Source organism: Pelobium manganitolerans (assembly GCF_003609575.1).
GTDB lineage: Bacteria > Bacteroidota > Bacteroidia > Sphingobacteriales > Sphingobacteriaceae > Pseudopedobacter > Pseudopedobacter manganitolerans.
In genome coordinates this window covers 416,966-435,660 of record NZ_MBTA01000012.1, presented here as the reverse complement: position 1 = coordinate 435,660, position 18,695 = coordinate 416,966, and the positions used below count along the sequence as shown (strand labels likewise).

The 18,695-nt window shown below is 40.6% G+C and carries 15 protein-coding genes, 1 tRNA gene and 1 pseudogene; 6 read left to right on the top strand and 11 right to left on the bottom strand.

From position 1 onward, the window contains the following. Positions 1–5,079 (bottom strand): annotated as a pseudogene (locus BCY91_RS08360) (SprB repeat-containing protein); the annotation flags it as partial. 318 nt (positions 5,080–5,397) lie between these two features. Between BCY91_RS08360 and BCY91_RS08355 the strand changes: the two are divergent. The 5 genes from BCY91_RS08355 to lhgO all read left to right on the top strand — a co-directional run bounded on the left by BCY91_RS08355 (position 5,398) and on the right by lhgO (position 9,998). After that, positions 5,398–5,964, top strand: a complete 567-nt coding sequence (locus tag BCY91_RS08355; protein WP_120181485.1) for an RNA polymerase sigma factor — start codon at positions 5,398–5,400, stop codon at positions 5,962–5,964. Beyond that, the gene (locus BCY91_RS08350; protein WP_120181484.1) at positions 5,945–6,685 is read left to right on the top strand and encodes a hypothetical protein; all 741 of its coding nucleotides are present in this window, start codon (positions 5,945–5,947) and stop codon (positions 6,683–6,685) included. Before BCY91_RS08355 ends, BCY91_RS08350 begins: the two co-directional genes overlap by 20 nt. A gap of 1 nt (position 6,686) precedes the next feature. After that, on the top strand, positions 6,687–7,490 hold the full coding sequence (locus BCY91_RS08345; protein ID WP_120181483.1) for an outer membrane beta-barrel protein: 804 nt from the start codon (positions 6,687–6,689) through the stop codon (positions 7,488–7,490). A gap of 152 nt (positions 7,491–7,642) precedes the next feature. Further along, entirely contained in the window at positions 7,643–8,623 is a 981-nt protein-coding gene (locus BCY91_RS08340; protein ID WP_120181482.1) for an ABC transporter ATP-binding protein, read from the top strand. Positions 8,624–8,777: 154 nt separating this feature from the next. Next, entirely contained in the window at positions 8,778–9,998 is a 1,221-nt protein-coding gene (lhgO, locus tag BCY91_RS08335; protein WP_120181481.1) for an L-2-hydroxyglutarate oxidase, read from the top strand. A 223-nt stretch (positions 9,999–10,221) separates the two neighbouring features. Here lhgO and ahcY read toward each other — a convergent pair whose 3' ends face one another. From ahcY to BCY91_RS08285, 10 genes are all read right to left on the bottom strand, one after another. After that, the gene (gene ahcY, locus BCY91_RS08330) at positions 10,222–11,538 is read right to left on the bottom strand and encodes an adenosylhomocysteinase (RefSeq protein WP_120181480.1); all 1,317 of its coding nucleotides are present in this window, start codon (positions 11,536–11,538) and stop codon (positions 10,222–10,224) included. 312 nt (positions 11,539–11,850) lie between these two features. Then, entirely contained in the window at positions 11,851–12,378 is a 528-nt protein-coding gene (locus tag BCY91_RS08325) for a hypothetical protein (RefSeq protein ID WP_120181479.1), read from the bottom strand. Continuing rightward, positions 12,378–12,563, bottom strand: coding sequence for a hypothetical protein (locus BCY91_RS08320; RefSeq protein WP_120181478.1), 186 nt, complete (start codon positions 12,561–12,563; stop codon positions 12,378–12,380). The genes BCY91_RS08325 and BCY91_RS08320 overlap by 1 nt, the downstream gene beginning before the upstream one ends. 309 nt (positions 12,564–12,872) lie before the next feature. Continuing rightward, on the bottom strand, positions 12,873–13,871 hold the full coding sequence (obgE, locus tag BCY91_RS08315) for a GTPase ObgE (protein WP_120181477.1): 999 nt from the start codon (positions 13,869–13,871) through the stop codon (positions 12,873–12,875). Positions 13,872–13,964: 93 nt separating this feature from the next. After that, positions 13,965–14,537, bottom strand: coding sequence for an adenylate kinase (locus tag BCY91_RS08310; RefSeq protein WP_120181519.1), 573 nt, complete (start codon positions 14,535–14,537; stop codon positions 13,965–13,967). A gap of 60 nt (positions 14,538–14,597) precedes the next feature. Continuing rightward, positions 14,598–14,671: transfer RNA gene (locus BCY91_RS08305), tRNA-Arg, on the bottom strand. A gap of 154 nt (positions 14,672–14,825) precedes the next feature. Further along, positions 14,826–15,071 (bottom strand): cytochrome b5 domain-containing protein, encoded by a 246-nt coding sequence (locus BCY91_RS08300; protein ID WP_120181476.1) that lies wholly within the window; start codon positions 15,069–15,071, stop codon positions 14,826–14,828. Then, complete coding sequence (locus BCY91_RS08295; protein ID WP_120181475.1) at positions 15,040–15,744, bottom strand: lycopene cyclase domain-containing protein; 705 nt, start codon at positions 15,742–15,744, stop codon at positions 15,040–15,042. The genes BCY91_RS08300 and BCY91_RS08295 overlap by 32 nt, the downstream gene beginning before the upstream one ends. Continuing rightward, positions 15,745–16,269 (bottom strand): hypothetical protein, encoded by a 525-nt coding sequence (locus tag BCY91_RS08290; RefSeq protein ID WP_120181474.1) that lies wholly within the window; start codon positions 16,267–16,269, stop codon positions 15,745–15,747. Further along, a complete protein-coding gene (locus tag BCY91_RS08285) occupies positions 16,266–17,108 on the bottom strand; it encodes a phytoene/squalene synthase family protein (RefSeq protein ID WP_120181473.1) in 843 nt (280 codons plus the stop codon). The genes BCY91_RS08290 and BCY91_RS08285 overlap by 4 nt, the downstream gene beginning before the upstream one ends. Before the next feature lie 95 nt (positions 17,109–17,203). Here BCY91_RS08285 and BCY91_RS08280 point away from each other — a divergent pair, with 95 nt between their 5' ends. Beyond that, positions 17,204–18,688, top strand: coding sequence for a phytoene desaturase family protein (locus BCY91_RS08280; protein WP_120181472.1), 1,485 nt, complete (start codon positions 17,204–17,206; stop codon positions 18,686–18,688). Positions 18,689–18,695: the final 7 nt, after the last annotated feature.

Sequence of the window (18,695 nt, the reverse complement as noted above, 5' to 3'; positions counted from 1 at the left end):
CAGGTCCTCACCGGTCTTCCCGTTGTCCCAAACGTAGGTATAGCTTCCCGTTCCGCCGGTCGCCGTGATGTCTATTGCTCCCGTATTATCGCCGTAACATTTGACGTCTGTTTGGGCTTTACTTATCGAAAGTGCAACTGCTGGCTGGGTGATGGTGACCGTTTCTGTCGCCTGGCATCCGTTCGCATCCGTAACGATAACTTTATAGGTCCCGGCCGTGAGGCCTGTCAGATCTTCCGTGGTCCTTCCGTTGTCCCAGGCGTAAGCATAGCTTCCCGTTCCGCCGGTCGCTGTGATGTCTATTGCTCCCGTATTGTCCCCGAAGCATTTCACGTCTGTTTTTATACTGGATAAGCTTAACGCTGCTGGTTCTGCTATGGTTATAGTGTTGGAAATTTGGCACCCATTACCATCTGTTGCGGTATAAGTGTAAGTACCTGCGATTAAATTTTGAACAATAGCTGTTGTAGCTCCATTACTCCAAATAATATTATAAGGTAATGTACCGCCAGATAAATCCAGCACAATTTCCCCTGTGGCAGCCCCATTACATTTTACATCAGTTTTGGAGCTAGTAAGAGTAAATGGAGTCAACGGTGTGATTGTGATTGTTTTATTGGCTGTACATAGATTAGCGTCCGTTACTGTTACCGTATAATTACCTGGGGCAAGTCCACTTAAATCCTGTGTACTCTCACCAGAACTCCAGCTATATATATAGGGGGAAACTCCCCCACTCACATTTAAATCTATAGAGCCAGCATTTTGACTGAAACAGGTATTATTAATGTGGGTTTCTGTTAAAGTTAAAGCTGCTGGCGGTTGGGTAATATTTAAACTTGCAAAACCTAGACATCCATTAGCATCTGATACAACTAAACTATATGAGCCAGCTAGCAGGTTATTAACATCTTCTGATGTTGCACCATTACTCCATTCAAATGTATACGGTGCAGTACCTCCTGAAATTGTTGCATTAATACTACCTGTTGCCTGTCCAAAGCATTTTACATTTACTCTACTAAAAGCAATAGAGATAACAGGAGGTTGTGTGATTGTGATACTTTTACTTGTTGTGCAATTGTTTGCATCAGTAACATCCAATGTATAAGTACCGGCCGGCAAGTTGGATTGATTTAAAGATGTTTCTCCGTTACTCCAAGTAAAAGAGTATGGGGCAGTTCCTCCTATAATTGCAACACTAATCTCCCCAGTCGCATCTCCAAAGCAATTAATATTTTGATGAGTTTCGTTAACAGTAAGGAGAGCTGGCTCCGCAATAGCTATATCAAGGGTCTTTATACAATTATTTGCATCTTTTATGTAGAACGTATAGTCTCCTCCTGATAAATTACCGAATATTGCTGATGCCTGATAGTTTGTCCCGTCTATGCTATATTGATAAGTTCCTGTTCCTCCTCCTCCACTTAAGGTTACTGTTGATTTATTCCCATAACAAAGAATAGGAGTGTTGCTTCCTGTTAAAGTTAACAATGTAGGCTCGGCGATAGCACTGTCAAATGTTTTTATACAACCATTGGCATCTTTTACATAAAAGGTATAATTACCGCCTGATAAATTGTTAAACGTTGCGGACGATTGATAATTAGCTCCTCCATCTATACTGTATTGATAAGATCCTGTGCCTCCTCCAGCGGTCAAAGTTACGGTCGATTTATCTCCATTACATAAAATCGGAGTAGCCGTTCCGGTTATAGTGAGCAATGGAGGTTCAGAGAGTGTAAAACTCAATGCTATTTCACATCCTAGAGCATCTTTTCCTATAACGGTATAATTTCCAGCAATTAAATTTGTCTGATTCTGATCGTGTGATGCATTACTCCAATCAAAACTATATGGTGCTTTTCCGCCCGATGGGTTTAATGTAATAGCACCAGTTGCTGATCCATTACAGACAATGTTTGTCTGACTTCCCGTAAGCGCAAATGGAGTTAGCGGAAGAATATCTACTGAAAGTTGTTTGAGACAGCTATTATTATCCGTTACAGAAACCGTGTAACTACCTGGCGGCAGGCTACTAATGTCCTGAGTAGCAGCATAAGCTACACCGTCCTTTTTCCAATCATATGTATATGGTGCAGTTCCTCCAGTAACTGTTAAATCAATTGCTCCAATAGAATTGTTATTACAAGAATTGTCAATATGAGTTTCTGAAAGGGCCAAAACTGGAGGCTCAGTAATGTTGAAACTTCTGGTATTTACACACCCGTTAGCGTCAACAATTTTCGCTTCGTAGTTTCCTGGAATCAAGTTAGGAAACACTAAAGGTGTTCCTGAATTATTAATTGGATTAAGAGCTGTAGGAGAAGTATAACTACCTCCATTTAATGAATAAGAAACTTTATAGGGAGCAGCCGCACCTGTCAATAAACTAAGTGTGACCTTTCCATTATTTGCACCGTTACAAGTAACATTTGTTACTGTATAGCTAAGATTAAGATTTGATACTATAGATATATCGTCTATAAATGTACCACAAGCCGGGTTTGGCGAACCTGCATCGGTTATTTTTATAATTACTGAGGTAGTATTAGGGAGCGTATTAAAAGGAATTGACCCAATAGCTGGAGAGTTATCTGCAATAAATTCTGTTTGAGGAACAATTACCGCGTTGGTAGTAGCATCTAGAATTGTAACAAAAGATTTTGATGCCGAGGGACTACCGCAGGCGTCCCAATTTCTATAATTAAATGTTAATGTATAAGGCGTAGAAGGTTCAATAGAAATAACAGTTTGTTGAAGAGAGTATCTTTCTCCTGGTTTATTTTTTATAATTGCTCCCTTTAGCGTTGCTTGATTGACGATTTTTACAACATCACCAGAATTCACAGGTAACCATTTATCTATCGAGGTATAATCACCAGGTGTATAAGATTCAAACCCTCCACCAGTAATTGCATCACATGATCCTGTTACGGCTAAAGCATTTATATAAACATCTTCTGCTGTAGCCGAAAGCAAATCTCCGTTATAGTTTGTACCTATTACATTTGAAATAGTTCCGCTTTCATATGTGGTATTATATCCAGTAAATGGATCAGCTGAGCCAGTGATTTTTCTAAAAGGGTTGAGGTTTGTTCGGGTGGGATCTAAATAAGTAGCTTGTGCACTTGCATGATAAACACCCGTAGGCGCATTTAAAGCAATGTCTACTACTATGGTAATGACTACTTTATCGCCCGGAGAAATATTGAAATTTCCGAAATTCATGATTCCAGATGCACCAATATGCGGAGTTGCATCAAGCGTTCCGGCTGCATCTCCAGTTAAAGCATAAGAAATGCTACTTACTTTAAAACTTGAGGGTAAGTTAAGCCATGCTTCTACATTTCCGGCATTGCCATTGGTTGGTGCATTTTGAATAGTAAGCGTGTAAGTTGCCGTTGTTCCAGCAGTTCTAGCACCAGCAGCGCCCGGATTTTCTTCTGTAAGTGTAGTGGTAAGTACTGGGTAACAAATTGAACCACCACCTTGTAGGTGAACTGGCAAATCTGTAGTTGTGAAGGTTTTGGTTTGCCCGTCTGTGCCGTCTGCAGCTCCGTGACTAATGCCTGCGCCGTTATTCGCTCTTCCTGATAAACCTTTTGAAACATCTTTAGCAATAGCTGCAGACTGGATTTGAGTATAGATAAAACCTCCTCCTCCTCCTCCTCCAGGCCCATGTTCATCATTATTATCGTTTAAACTGTTTCCTCCTCTTCCCCCCTTAGCCTCTAGTGTTAAATTAGCTAATGGGCTTGGTGATAATGATCGCACAAAAATTGTCCCACCTGCACCACCGCCTCCCGCACCATCGGGCGATGAACCAAATGTACCGGGAGCGCCATTACCTCCATTGGACTTTATAACCCCAAAACCATCTATTTTTTCCACATTAATCAACACAATACCACCCCCAACTCCACCTGTAACACCAGAAAGTGCATCATTGGCATCTCCTCCTCCTCCTCCACCGCCCATAACTAAAATTGCCGGATCAAGTGCAGTAATATTACTTCCTGGCCTACCCCCATTAGGGTAAGTATTTGTTCCTGAGTGCCCTTCCCATCCGCGTCCTCCAACACCACCAGAACCCCCATTACCGCCACCGCCACCACCAGCATTATGGTCATTTCCTCCTCCTCCTCCATTTGCAGGAGCGCCTTTTCCATAAGACCCACCAGGTAATCCATCGATTCCGTTGTTTACTTGATTAAATCCATCCCACATAAATTGTGGAGTTCCCCCTACCCCTTCACCTTTACCAACAGATAAAGTGGATGAAGACAGTCCTACATAAAAAGAATTGATATTTGCGCCAGAGCTAGCCCTGGGTCCATAACCACCTCTAAAACCTCTAGCAGATGCATCAACAATAAAACCGTTAAACTGCATGGTTCCTGCAACATCAAAAGCAATAATACCGCCCACACTCCCATTATAGGGAGGCGTAGTAATATTTGTAGTTAATATTAAGTTAGAGTATTGCGGAACGCGCACTATTTGAAAGCGCCTTTGTCCACGGGTTGTTGTACCATCTGCATTAGTGTAGGTGTTTACGCAACCGTTGCCCGCACCTGCACCGCGAAATGTTAAAACGCCGCCTGTTAAAGGCACGTCACTCGTAGCTACTACATATTCAAATTTACCGGAGTTGCCCAAATTGGTATAGCCGGTACCGCCTTTACTATCCGGACCCGAGTTACTAGCACCACTACCATATTTATCAGAATTATTATAGTTGATTTCGGCATCCTGCATCTGGATAATTAGGATTAGATCTCCAGATTTTATAGGTGTAACGCCATAGCTTAAATTGAAGTTAGGATCATCCGGCGGTACAGGCAATAATGTGATGCTTTTGCTACCTGCAGGTAATGTGGCATTTGAAGCTAAAGGAAAATAGGTGTTTACCGGCGGAACGGCATTTTGTGGGCCGTCTAAGCCAGAAGTGCCGCAAACTTGAGCATTGGTTTCTACTGCTAACAGCGTAAAGAAGAAGGCCAATAACATCGTGTGCACAGTTGCACCGATATGCTTTTTAAAGAAATTATGAAACCTAAAAAAGTAAAGGTGCATCAAATAACAAATTGTTTGTGGTGGTTGTTTCCTCTTTTACGAAAAATAACGCACTTGGTTTCAGTTTATAAACAATTATCTGGCTCCATCATTTCCGCATCCTAAAACAAAAAAAAAACGATTTGAAGCAATTGATGACAACTTGGTTATGATAGAAACACCTGCTTACCGCAAGCAGAAATATCGGCCTTTGGCCAATGCTTGCGCAGTAGAATATCTACAAAGGTTACTCGGTGACGTGTTAAAACGCAGAAAAAAATAAAGATTGCTGCTGCCAATTTAAGAAAAGGTGCATCTTGCATATAGAAACGGGATAATTTGAAACAGCGCTACACCTTAGAAGAATTAGTTGTTGGATGCCAAAAGGGCAATAGGCAAAGTCAGGAACTTTTGTATAAAAGCACGGCGGCCAAAATGCTTGGAATTTGTATGCGCTATGCTAAAGACCGCTTTGAGGCTGAAGACATGATGCAAACGGGCTATATCAAGGTGTTTAAAAAACTGGGCGAATACCGTGGCGAAGGTTCTTTTGAGGGTTGGATGCGACGGATTATGGTAAACACATCCATAGAGTTTTACCGTAAAAACCTACGCAATTTAAATGTGGTAGATATTGACGAGGATGTTAACCAGCAATGGTCATCGGATTTTGACATGAGCCAAATACATGCTAAAGACTTGATGCGCTTGGTACAAAATTTAAGCAACGGCTATCGCCTGGTGTTTAACATGTATGCCATTGAAGGCTACTCGCACAAAGAAATTGCAGAGAAATTAGGGATTACCGAAGGCGCAAGCAAATCGCAATTATCCAGAGCGCGCGCTATCTTAAAAGAACAGGTTTTAAAGTTGGAGGGATATAAAAATGAAACAAATGTTGGATAAAGATTTTGATCAGGTTTTTAAATCTGCCTTTGAAGGTTTTGAGCTTGAACCGGCCAACAACAGCTGGGATAAAATAGCAGAAACGCTAAAATCGAAACCTAAAAAGAAAAACAAGCAAACGCTTTGGATGGCAGCGGCAAGCTTTGTAATTGTGGCCGGCTTCGGCATCAGCTTGTTTAACAAACCGGTTGAAGTGATTAAACTACGGAAACATGTAGTAGAGGAACTGGCGCAAGAAAGTCCTTCAGAAACAACATTCCAAAAAGAATTTGATACAAAAAATTCATCAAAACAGTTTGCAGCTGCTAAACCACAAAAAAATTATCCTGCCAAAAAACTGGAAAGCGAAAATCATCTGCCAAATGCCGAGGACGTAAAAGGTGACGAATTAAAGCTGGACGCAACAACCGAAGCTTTTGTAGCAGAAGTAAAACCCCTGCGTGCGAAATCAGTTACCGAGCTGTTGTTGCAACAGGAAGAACAAAACAAAATTGCCAAAGTTTATACGGAAAACAACATCAGCGTAAGCGAAAACACCGTAGCAACAACAATAGCTAATGATAAAAAAGTTAAAATAAATACCGTAGGCGATTTGGTAAACTTTGTGATAGCGAAGGTGGATAAACGGGAAGACAAACTGATTAAGATGAGCCAAACCGCAGAAAGCGACAACGAAATAACAGAAATCAACTTAGGACTATTCAAGTTTAAAAAACAGTAAAATGAAACAACTATATCTATTAACGCTAGGCTTACTAATGGGCTCCGCGGCGCAGGCACAAAGCAGCGATACCACTTCTGTAAAAAAAACGGACGGCTCGCACGTGATTATTGAAGCAGGCGCCGTAAAAGTTACCGTTGGCAAAAAAGACTCGACAAAAACCGAAAAGAAAACCGTGAAATACCCGCGCTTTACCTACGGTTTAACTTTTGAACATTTTGACATCGGCTTAAGTAAATACCATACCGGATCTGATTTTGGCGCGCCTAACGGTTACGATTTAGAAACGGAAACTTGGAAAACCAGCAACGTGGGCTTTGATTTATTGCAAATGGGCATAAGGTTTAACCCTAATTTGAAAGTGGTTTTGGCTGCGGGCTTGGATTGGAACCACATGCGTTTAAAACAAAACGTAACCATACAACCCGAACAACCTACTTTAACCATAACAGACGATGCGATAGATTACGAGAAAAACCGTTTTTCTAGCAGATACATCCGCGTACCGTTATATTTTGAATACCGCTCGCCACAATCAAAAAAAGGTAAACGCACCTCTATTGTATTTGGTCCCGAGGTTGGCTTTTTGCTGAACGGAAAAGTTAAACAGATAAGCAAAGAGAAGGGTAAAGAAAAATTTAAAGACGACTTTAACCTAGAGCCTTTTCGGTACGGCGCAAGCATTAGGCTAGGATACGGTGGCGGCGGCTTGTTTTTTAAATACTACTTTAACGATGTTTTTGCTAAAAACGAAGGTCCTGCAGATTATAAAAACTTGAGCTTTGGCTTAACCTTCGGATTTTAAAAACCATTAATTTTAGGCTTTTTAGGCCGTCCTTAGCAATTGGGACGGCTTTTTTTATATCTGCTGGTTTAAACAAATTTGTTGCCGACTTACATCACCATCCATCAAGCAATTTTTCTATCTTTACGCCCCCGTTCGCAACGTATTAGAAAATGTCTTTGATTCAGCTAAAAAATGTAAGTAAAAACTTTGTAGAAGGTATTGCGTCTGGCGTATCGGGTATTTCTTTGGAAGTTTCCGAAGGCGAAATTGTCACCATTTTAGGCGAAAGCGGCAGCGGTAAAACCACTTTATTGAAGCTCATTTACGGCTATTTAATCCCGCAAAGCGGAGAAGTGCTTTACAAAGGCGAGAAGATTAAGGGTCCGTCAGAGAAATTGATTCCGGGGCACGACGAGATGAAAATGGTAACGCAAGAAGTTACCTTAAACCTTTACGCACGGGTTTTCGACAATATCGCATCACAACTTTCAAATACAGATTTACAAGCAAAAAGCCAGCTGACTTTGCAAACTATGGAGTTTTTGCGCATAGAGCATCTGGCAGAAAAAAAGATTGTGGAGTTAAGCGGCGGCGAGCAACAACGTGTGGCTATTGCCCGCGCGGTAATTACAGAACCCAAAGTGCTTTTGTTAGATGAACCGTTTAGCCAAATAGACAGCATTTTAAAGCGCCAGTTACGGGATGATATTGAACGGCTCGCCAAATTTTTGAAGATAACCGTTATCATGGTATCGCATGATCCTACTGATGGCTTGGCCCTCTCGGACCAGCTGTTGATTGTGAAGAAAGGGAAAATTGTTAGACAAGGCCATCCGCGCAATTTATATCTGCATCCGCAAAAAGCTTACGTAGCTAGTCTTTTGGGCAAAGCCAACCTGCTCAAAAACCTCAGCTTTTTACCTAAGCAAGAAACAGAATTTGCGGTTTATCCGCACCAAATCAAATTATCGTACACTAGCGGAAGTGCGGAGGCAATTGTAAAATCCACTCATTTTAGCGGCGCTTTCCAAGAAGTGGAAGTGGTAGTAGAGAGTAAAATCATCTTAGTGCACGACCCCGAGTTTACACCTTTTGTAAACGGCGAAAAGGTGTTTTTGGATGTACTGCATTATGAAGAGTTGGAGCAGTGATATTGAAATTTACCCGTAATCGTCTGCGCAAAGGCTAGCTCATCACTTCTTAATAATATGATTATTGAACCGAAATGAGATGAGAAATTCCTATATTTTTCCCACCACGATATATGAACATTTTTAAATTAAGTACTTTTGCAAAAAAAAACTCTTGGAAAATACGATATACGATGTTGCAATTGTAGGCGGAGGAATTGTAGGCGCCGCAACCTTTTACAAGCTACAAAAAAGAAATCCCGAGCTAAACATCATTTTAATTGAAAAAGAAAAGCATTTCGCTGATCATCAAACGGGGAACAACTCCGGGGTTATCCACTCGGGCCTGTACTATAAACCAGGTTCTTTAAAAGCCGAAAACTGCGTTAAAGGCAGGCACGAGCTGGTTGAGTTTGCCAAAGCCAACAATGTGCCACATGATATCTGCGGAAAAGTGGTTGTAGCTACCAAAAAAGAAGAGCTTCCTTACCTTGATAAAATATTCAATATTGGCTTAGCGAATAAGATTGAAGGGATTGAAAAAATAAACGCCAAACAGATTAAAGAACACGAACCTTTTGTAGAAGGCATTGCAGGCATTTTAGTACCCTGCACTGGAATTATTGATTACCGCGATGCTACCGAAAAAATGATTGCTAACGCCTTGGCTGTTAACAGTAATTCTAAAACAGTTTTAGGCGAGGAAGTGTTAGATATCGAAAACGGAGACGCTTGCTCGATCCTGATTGGCACCACGCAAAAGTTTAAGGCAAAGCACCTAATTTTTTGCGCAGGCTTACAAGCAGATAGGTTAGCCAGAAAAGACGGCTTAGATTTAAAAGAGCAGGTTGTAGGTTTCCGTGGCGATTATTACGAACTTACCGAGCAAGGGAAACACAAAGTAAAAAATCTGATTTACCCGGTACCAAATCCTGATTTCCCGTTTTTAGGCGTTCATTTTACAAGGATGACCAACGGCGAAATTGAATGCGGACCTAACGCCGTATTCACTTTTAAAAGAGAGGGTTACAACAAACTAGATTTTAATTTTAAAGATACTTTCGACGCTTTAACCTACAAAGGCACGTGGAAGCTGTTTTTCAAAAATATGCAATTCGGAATTAACGAATACCGAAGGGCCTTCTCCAAAAAGCTATTTCTGAAAACTTTACAGGCATTAATTCCATCCTTAACAATGGATGACATTAAACCCGGACGCTCAGGCGTGCGGGCTTTGTTGCTAAGCCAAGACGGAGATACGCGTGACGATTTCAGGATCGAATATCGCAACCACTCTATACATGTGTTAAACGCACCTTCGCCTGCCGCAACCGCAGCATTAGCTATTGGAGGCCAAATTGCCGAAAAAGCAGAGAAACACTTTTTTAACAAATAGCATAGCCGAAGCTAAGTTTATTTGCTTTATAAACGTTTCATTCTTATAGGTTTGCGTTAACGATGGAAGTGACATCCTTTTTGCTTTTTTTGCAAAAAGATACAACGGACAGCGTGTTAAAACGCCCAAACCATTACCATAGATCAGATAAATAAATTAAAACAAAAAAACCGCTCGGAAATGCCGAGCGGTTCTTGATACTTTATACTAAAAATCTTGATACTTAATAACGGTAAGCATCAGATTTGAAAGGACCTTCTACGGTTACACCTATATAATCAGCTTGTTCCTTAGATAATTCTTCTAACTCAACGCCAATTTTGGCTAAGTGTAAACGAGCTACTTTTTCGTCCAAAGTTTTTGGCAATACATAAACCTTGTTTTCATAAGCTTGTGAGTTTGTCCATAACTCCAATTGGGCCAATGTTTGGTTAGTAAAAGAGTTAGACATTACAAAAGAAGGGTGACCGGTTGCACAACCCAAATTCACCAAACGACCTTCGGCTAAAACAATCACGTCTTTACCGTTAAGCGTGTATTTATCAACCTGCGGTTTAATCTCAATTTTTGATGCGCCGTGGTTTTTGTTTAACCAAGCCATATCAATTTCGTTATCAAAGTGGCCGATGTTACAAACGATGGCTTTATCTTTCATCGCTTCAAAGTGCTCACCTCTAACAATGTCTTTGTTTCCGGTTGCGGTAACAATGATATCAGCTTCTTTAACCGCTGTGGCTAATTTTTTCACTTCGTAACCTTCCATTGCCGCTTGTAAAGCACAAATCGGGTCAATTTCTGTTACGATAACGCGCACACCGGCTTTCGCTAAAGACTCTGCAGAACCTTTACCAACATCGCCATAACCGCAAACCACGCCTACCTTACCGGCCAACATAACGTCTGTAGCTCTACGGATAGCATCTACCAAAGACTCGCGACAACCATATTTATTATCAAATTTTGATTTAGTTACAGAATCGTTGATATTGATGGCGGGGATAGGCAAAGTGCCTTTGCGAACTCTATCGTGCAAACGCAAAACGCCGGTGGTAGTTTCTTCTGAAATACCTTTAATACCTGCTGCCAATTCCGGAAAACGATCTAAAACCATATTGGTTAAATCGCCGCCATCATCCAAAATCATATTCAAAGGCTGGCGCTCTTCGCCAAAAAACAAAGTTTGTTCTATACACCAATCAAACTCTTCTTCGGTTAAACCTTTCCACGCATAAACCGGAATGCCTGCCGCCGCAATGGCCGCTGCCGCGTGGTCCTGCGTGGAGAAAATATTACATGACGACCAAGTAACATCGGCACCTAAAGCAACCAATGTTTCAATTAAAACTGCAGTTTGGATGGTCATGTGCAAACAACCTGCAATACGTGCTCCGGTGAGCGGTTTGCTTGCGCCAAACTCTGCTCTCAAAGCCATTAAACCCGGCATTTCTGCTTCGGCCAATTCAATTTCTTTTCTTCCCCAGGCAGCTAGGGAAATGTCCTTCACTTTGTACGGAAGGTAATTTGTCTCTACTGATGACATAGTTATTTATTTAGTGAGCTGCAAAGGTAAATATTAGAGACGTGGATTTCAAAAGGTTAAGTAATGGGGATGTTAAAATTGCAACACTACAACATGGAAAATATATTAAGCTGGACAATATAATTTCTAAAACAGGAGATTCGAATAAAAATCGTCTATTCTTACTTCCAGTTTGGCTATACAAATATGGATATTTATAATTCTGGAAGATCTTAGAAGTATATTGGAGACATTAGATAAATTAAAAGCGAAAATTGTTGAGTAAGAAAAAACTAAAATAAAAAGTCATGACGTTCGCTAGGACGTTTTATGTTAAAGTTCGGGAAATTCTTCTGAGAACATAATTTCGGCATTTTTCTTTAGCTTGCCTACATCTACAAGATTATTAGCCATCAAGTATGTAGATTTTGAAACGTTGTGAAAATGGGTAAATGTTTCTTTTCCAATTTTTGTAGTTAACATTGTTTGGTATACTCTAAAACGTTTCGTGTTAGACTTTAGTTCGTATATCTGCCTATCTGGTTGAATTGTATTTGCACCTATGAAACCAAAAGAAGCAAGAGGGTTATCGAAATAAATTTTCAATAAAATTTTTAAGCAGGTTGCTATTACTCTCGCACACTGGAATTCACCCGACATCATGTTATACTTGTTCGGGTGTTTCTTGTGCTTCTTTAAATAAAATTTAAGAATGTAGATGTTATGTTGATAATGTTCAACCTCTACCAAATACCAGGTACGATCCGCTTTAAAATTATACGTAAATACCTCAATAAGATATTTTTTGTTGTGAGTTCTGTCGTGACCTACTTTTGAAAAAGGAAAAGTTTTTTCAAACATTAAGGAATTAAATAAGCGTAAGCTTTACATCTGAGCTTATCTAAATCTTCTTGGGTTAGCTGAACAAGTTTTGAAGTTGATGGACGTTTCACTAATTCCATGGATTTATTTGAACATGCTCTAGCAACAAATTTAGCATCATAAACCTTACCGTTAGGGGTATTATCGATATGTTTAAATCCCATAATTTAAAATAAAAGTGATGATTAAATAAAGCAAACGAATACGTCAATCATATACGGTCACCAAATTTGTGTACAAATAAACACATTTTACAGAAACAAAACACACACCAAACAATTAAATTTTTAAATACATAAAAATTCACCTTGAAAAAAGACATATTTTCTAATTGGCCCAGTTCTTCACTGGCGTGATGCTCCTTAAAGCAAAGCTCGCTTTATGGCATTTATTAAACATCTCACAGTGAATTATTAGTTTTATTTTAACCCTAACACGATGGATGTTAATTTAAAGTTAATCCACCTCCAAAATCACCCATTTATCGCCTTCCACAACATATCCTTCAATTCCATCAAACCTTTATTTGCGATAGAAGATATAAATATGGACGGAATACCTTTTGGCAACTGCGCCAACATTTCTTGTTGCAATTCGTCGTCCAATAAATCTGTTTTGGTAATGGCAATTACCTTTGGTTTTTGTAACAGCTCTGGATTATATGCGGTTAACTCAGCCAGCAGAATATCATATTCTTCTTTAATACTTCGCGGCGTATCTGCCGGAACCATAAATAACAAAACCGCATTCCGTTCAATATGTCTTAAAAACCTAAAACCTAAACCTTTGCCTTCGGAGGCGCCTTCAATAATGCCAGGAATATCTGCCATCACAAAAGATTGATGCCCGCGGTAGGCTACTATACCTAAATTAGGTACGATGGTAGTGAAAGGATAATCGCCAATTTCTGGCTTTGCCGCGGTAATTACCGATAGCAAAGTGGATTTACCTGCATTAGGGAAACCCACCAAACCAACATCTGCCAATACTTTTAATTCCAAAACACGCCAAGCCTCCTCTCCGGGCATACCGGGCTGTGCGTAGCGTGGCGTTTGGTGCGTAGGCGATTTAAAATGGGCATTACCCAAACCGCCTTTTCCGCCCGGTAAAAGAATTTGCTCTTCGCCGTCTTCGGTTATCTCAAATAAAATTTCTCCGGTTTCGGCGTCTTTAGCAACAGTACCTAAGGGCACTTCTAAAATTTCATCGCGCCCGGTTTTACCGCTTTTTAAAGTCGCGCCACCCGCCCCACCATCGCCAGCGAAAACGTGCTTGCGGTATTTCAGATGCAAAAGGGTCCACAATTGTGCGTTGCCTTTAACAATAACGTGTCCGCCTCTTGCGCCATCGCCACCAGCCGGGCCGCCCATCGCGGTTTTTTTATCGCGGTGTAAATAAGCAGAGCCTGCCCCACCCTTACCGGATTTACAGGAAATTTTTACGTAATCAACAAAATTGGTTCCCTGAGACATTGCGCAATGAGTTTGATGGATTTTGGGTTAAAACAACAAAAACTGCCCGAGGATTACCATCAAGCAGTTTTTTTTTAGATTCCTTTTATTGAATTAAAGTTTATCTACAACAGATTTGATGTCAGAAAAAATCTGTTCGATACTTCCAATTCCGTTTACCGAGTGAAATTTGCCTTGCGAACGGTAAAAGTTGGCTACCGGAGCCGTTTTAGTGGTGTATTCCAAAACGCGCTTTTTGATAATTTCCGGGTTTTGATCATCTGCACGTCCCGAGTCTTTTCCGCGCAATAACAATCGCTTCTGCAACTCTTCTTCTTCTACCTCTAAAGCAACCATGCCCGAAATAGCTTCGTTTTTAGATACCAATAGTTGATCTAATGCTTCGGCTTGTGCAACCGTACGCGGAAAACCGTCAAAAATAAACCCTTTAGCACCCTTGTTTTGATCTAGCTTATTAGAAATCATCCCGATAACAACCTCATCTGGCACTAACAAGCCTTCATCCATCAACTTTTTAGCCTCTAAACCTAGCGGAGTTCCATTGCTGATTTCGCCACGCAAAATATCGCCGGTAGATAAATGAACCAGTTGATATTGCTGAATTAAATTTTGTGATTGTGTGCCTTTACCAGCGCCCGGAGGGCCAAAGAGAACGATGTTTAGCATAATTTTTTCGTTATAAAAAAAGCCTTTTTGCTGTGGCAAAAAGGCTTTACCTTAATATTGTGAACCTGAAGGGATTCGAACCCCTAACCTCCTGATCCGTAGTCAAGTGCTCTATCCAGTTGAGCCACAGGTCCATTTTATTTTTTAAGTAAGAAAGCCTTGCGCTTTCCCTTAAATCGGATTGCAAAAATAGCCATAAGAATCTATTCTGCAAAATATTTTGACAACTTTAGCATCGCCCAGGCGCAAAAACCACAAAAGCAACTATAAATAAAGCTGTTAATTTTCCTATTTTAAAACTCCTACTATCTCAAACTTTGCAAAAACCGTTTGTGTGTGCGGCGCGTCTTTTAGCTCATCCGTCAAATCTTGACCGGCCCAATGCTCGTAATGCTTCCCGTTGCGCCAAAGCCTGCTGGCACTTACATCGTAAATTTTGCCCAAATATGCTACCCAAATCTGCGGTTTATCTTGCCCGTTGCGCAATGCCAGTTGTGATTTGCTATACTCGGGCAGTTTCAGATCTTCTTCCATTTTTGCTTCTAAAATGTTCAAAGAAAATCAAATTCATCAAAATCAACGACATTGAATAAAAATGGTCTTCAAAAGGAATGGTACCCACACGCAAGCCCATATTTTCTGCATTGTTATAGCTCACGATAGGGATAGCCGTCAAAACACCGTTAACCATATAAAAAGGCAGCAAGGAAACCGCATAAGCCACATAAAACCTGCCCATATTTAATTTGACAGGCCTAAGCACCGTGTACAGCAACACTAAAGCAACGGTTAAAAAATTGATAAGACTATAAAGCCTGTCGGCGAAAAGCAAAGCCAAAACAAAGCTGATAAAAATGAGCAACCCGCTTATTATGCGGACAATTTTTTCGCTAATGCTGATGGTGAAATAGGCGATTAAACACTCGTAAATGAAAATGCAAGCAAAAGGGACGGTCACAAAAAAGAGGATTTCTTCTAAGGGCAAACCGAAAAAGCGCCAGCCAATAATATAATCTGAATTAAAGGACCACACATTTTTGAAGGTGAAAATACAATCCCAAATCAGGTACAATAAGCCTGTAATTACTAAGCCGGGAGCAATAAATCTCCACTTTTTATAAAAATGCACCTTTTTATCAAAGGATAAAATAAGCGGAAAAAACACCGTACATAAATTAATGAGTAGGTAGCTATATTTTTGATCCATTTACGTGATGGCTTTTTTTAAGATGGCTTGCTCTTGCGCATTGCATTTTTTACTCTCGAGCATAAATTTCACAATATTGTTTAAAACATTTGCTGGCACTTTTAGCTGCGTGCGCTCGCTGTTTTTAACCAGTTGCACAATTTTGTCTTTATCGGCCTCCAAATTATGGCTATAACCTAAAAATGCCGGTACGTAATACTGCAAACTGTAACGCAAAAAACGTATTTCAATATGGTTAGGGTCCTTTTCAACCGCTTTATTTAAGATTGCAAACCCCTTTTTTAAAAAGGCCATTTTGTTTACCGGATTCCATGCGTGTTTGGCTTTAACGGCCTGCACCGAGCCTAAGTAAGCCATAATCAACGCGTCCGGATTTTTTACTGCCTCCAATTTTTCACACAATTCATCGGCTTTTGCCGAGCTTTTTACAGATGCCACATAATCTTTACGCAACTGATTAATATCAATGGAAGCACTGGCAGTTAAGGTAAAAAAACAAAGTAGAATGTAAACACTAATTTTCATGAGTAGCTGAAAAGTTTCAGTTTATTGCGGAACAGAGCTTCGGCCATTAAAATAAGTTTGTGCGAATTGGACACACGGATACGTTTTTGGACAATAGTTTTTGCACTGCTCCGCTTAATTTTTTTAAAAAGTTGCACGTAATATACAAAAGCGATGTAGACACCCAAACGCGAATCGGCCGGAAGCTGTTTTATGCCCATCAACGCAGTATCAAAATCCGCTTTGATATCCGCCTCAATTAGGCTTTTATCGGCATCTGTAAAGTGATTAAAATCCACATTTGGGAAATAAGTGCGCCCGCGCTCGTCAAAATCGGACTTAATGTCTCTTAAAAAATTAATCTTCTGAAAAGCGGCGCCAAGCCTTTTTGCATAAGGTAACAATAACTGGTATTGCGCATCATCGCCCTTACAAAACACCCGCAAACACATCAGGCCAACTACCTCTGCCGAGCCGTAAATATAGTTTTGATAGGCGATTTCATTATACGTGTTTTTGTTAAGGTCCATTTCCATGGAACGCAAAAACGCATCTATTAAATCAAACTCAATTGCATAGCTGTTCACCACTGTTTGAAAAGCCTGCAAAACCGGATTTAAACTAATTTTGGTATCGATGGCTTCTTGTGTATCTGCGCGGAATTTTTGCATCAGCGCAACTTTGTCTTTATCATGAAAGGTATCTACAATCTCATCGGCATAGCGTACAAAAGCGTAAATAGCGTAAATAGGAAAGCGCAAATTCTCTGAAAAAGCACGTATGCCCAAGCTAAAAGAGGTGCTGTATTTTTGGGTGATGATTTTACTGCATCGGAAACACGTTTCGGTAAAGAGATCCATAATTTGCGCTGTAATATTTTGTAATTACGCCAATTTGTTGTTTTTGTTTTGAGTTGCGCAAAACAAAATAGCTAATTTTAGAATTATCAGTGAATATGCACTTAAAAAAACAAATACATGTTATTGGAGCGGGTTTTTCGGGTTTGGCCGCTTCCGCGATATTGGCGAAGCAGGGTTATGAAGTTACGTTGGTAGAGAAAAACGAGCAAACCGGCGGCCGCGCCCGCATTTGGGAAAACAAAGGTTTTACGTTTGACATGGGCCCAAGCTGGTACTGGATGCCCGATATTTTTGAAAATTACTTTGCGCTTTTTGGAAAAAAAGTAAGCGACTTTTACCAGCTTGAGCGCTTAGACCCAGGATACCGGGTTTATTTTTCTGCCGATGAACACGTAAACGTCCCCGCCGATATGACCGAATTGGAAGCTTTATTTGAAAAATATGAGGCCGGTAGCGCCAAAGCTTTACGTGCATTTATGGAACAGGCAGCCTACAAATATAAACATGCCATGGGCGATTACGTGTTTAGGCCCTCACATGGTTTAGGCGAGTTTTTAGATCTTAACTTAATGCTGCAAAGCCTGCGTATCCACATGCTGAAGCCCATGGCCAAACATGTCCGCAAATATTTTAAAAACCCCAAACTGATTCAATTGCTAGAGTTTCCGGTGTTGTTTTTGGGTGCTACCGCACAAAAAATACCGGCCATGTACAGCTTAATGAACTATGCGGATTTAGGTTTAGGCACTTGGTACCCTAACGGTGGCATGCACCAGATTGTAAAAGCGATGACACAATTGGCCAAAGACCAAGGTGTAAACATATTGCTGAACACCGAAGTACAAAAAGTTGAAATTGAGGGCAGCAGCGCTAAACAAGTGGTAACCAGCAAAGGCACTTTTGACACAGATTTTGTTATTGCCGCTGGCGACTATCATTTTATAGAGCAAAATTTAATTGCAAAACCGTACCGTAATTATGATGAAGCCTATTGGCAAAGCCGTACTTTATCGCCTTCATCATTACTCTTTTATATTGGATTAGATAAAAAAGTTGAAGGCATTTTGCACCATAACTTGTTTTTTGACGAGGATTTGGATGCGCACGCTCACGAAATTTATACACAACCGAAATGGCCAAGCAAACCTTTGTTTTACGTTTCGTGCGTGAGCAAAACCGACCCAGCATCTGCCCCGGCTGGCATGGAAAACCTGTTCTTTTTAATCCCCCTAGCTCCCGGTTTGGAAGACAACGAAGCCCTGCGCGAACAATATTACCATCTTATGTTGGATCGTTTTGAGCGCATCACCAAGCAGAAAATCCGCGGACACGAGCTAGTGAAGCGCAGCTACGCCCTAAAAGATTTCACACATGATTATCACTCTTTCAAGGGCAATGCATACGGTTTAGCCAACACGCTGGCGCAAACCGCCTTTTTTAAACCGGCCATGCGCGCAAAAAAAATTACTAATTTACTTTTCGCTGGTCAACTTACAGTACCCGGCCCGGGCGTGCCTCCGGCTATTATCTCGGGCCAAGTGGCGGCAACAGAAGCACACAAAATTCTGCAAAAACTTTAATTTTAGA